Raw genomic sequence first — 1579 nt, 5'->3', positions numbered from 1 at the left:
GACACAGCCGCTCGGCCGCATCGCCGCTGACGCCAATACATCGGATTACTGCCGCCCTTTTTCAACGGAATCGACCCTTTGCGGACTTATCGAAATCGAAAAGCACTTAAAAGTCTGAGACGGTCACCACTGGGTGAACTACGGAAGTCTTCTTGTCGCCGTAAAGGGATTGAACCCCCGTTCTGCAAGGGCGGCCCACGAAGCTGCACCAAGATGTGGCAATCGAAAATAGAGTCGTGGCTTGGCCAGATCGGTATCCAGCATGAACCCAGTCGGTAGCCCTCGGACACTTGCGGCATAGAACCCGCCATCCGGCGACCTTTGGGATTCGATTACAGCGATCAACGATTTTGCCTTCTCGCCCCTGCCGAGTAACTCCAGCAAGAGAGCCATTTGGCCCGTCCCTTCGGTCCACACTCCGTCTCGGTCTTCACCGTAAGAAAAGCCCCCGTCGACACCCATTCGCTGTTCGGCGGTGGTAATTACCGATGCAAATTTCTTGGCCGCTCCGGGGAGCGCCGTTAAGGGCCAAACCTGAGCATCGAGGGCCAAAATCGGATTGCGCGTGACGCCGTCTTCGGCGGTGCCCGCCGCGAAACAGGCGCATGCCGAATCCCACATCGTATCTACGAAGTGCTCAGCGGCCGTCGCCATATCACGCCAGCGCGAATCGCCTGTGCGGATTGCGAGAATGCCAAACGCGGCGGCGATGTCAGTATTGTGTTCGGTCGATTTCCATGTCCGTACGTCGGGCGTCGGTTCATGCCCAAACGTACCGCCCGTGAAACCGCCAGTGCCGCGCGTGTCGGCCCATTGCGCGACCCAGGCGCCAAGTCGTGTCGCACCGTCTCGGAACCGAGGGCCGGTGTTCACATCGTCAATCGACAGCAAAGCCAACATGGCCCATGCCATGTTTCCATTATCGCTACCCACCTGGTATCGATCTTCTAACCATTTGTTCTGGGCATTGTCCCACCACCCCGGGAGTTTGACGGGGCTATTCGCCACCACACCCGCGGCGTAAGCGTTCCGGAGTCGTCCATCGTGCCATGTGCGGTCGTTATCAATCGCCCAGAGAATCGCCGCCCCAATCCGATATGCTTTGTCTCGTTCACCGCAACCGACCAATGCGATGACGGCCAGCGCATTGTCATAAAGGTAGGCGGCGCCTTGGAGAGGCCCCGCTTCGACGGTCGGATAGCTGGGCAAGAACAACGGCCCTGGCGGTGCCTTATCGATCAGATCAGCGAGGTATCCGCACGCTGACACATTTGGTGTCGCTGAAGCCGGTAGCGGAGCGGCAACCATAGCGATTGTGAAAGTCGCGACGATCCAAGTGTGACAGAAGTGCCTGCGATAACGGTAGAAACAATAAGCAATTGGTTCCGGTAGCATTTCGCTGCCTCTCGCGTCTTCTTCAACCAGAATAGACTTTGGGGCATCAGGAAGAGACCAGGTCGGGATCGAATACAAAATCGTGCCGTCATGTTCAATGGCAGCTGCTGTGAAGGGTTTCGGATGCCGGCCGCATGAGGGACGGGGCGGCGTATTCGGCGGCCGGCGTCCGAAAGCCTCCAAG

At 58.1% G+C, this 1579-nt stretch carries 1 protein-coding gene; it reads right to left on the bottom strand.

Annotated elements, in window-relative coordinates; all coding sequences use genetic code 11:
* Window positions 1-138 precede the first annotated feature (138 nt).
* Complete coding sequence (locus SO139_RS46100) at window positions 139-1308, bottom strand: hypothetical protein (protein WP_449384698.1); 1170 nt, start codon at window positions 1306-1308, stop codon at window positions 139-141.
* Window positions 1309-1579 lie beyond the last annotated feature (271 nt).

Source organism: Bradyrhizobium sp. UFLA05-89 (assembly GCF_059803475.1).
This window is presented reverse-complemented; position numbering and strand designations above follow the sequence as displayed.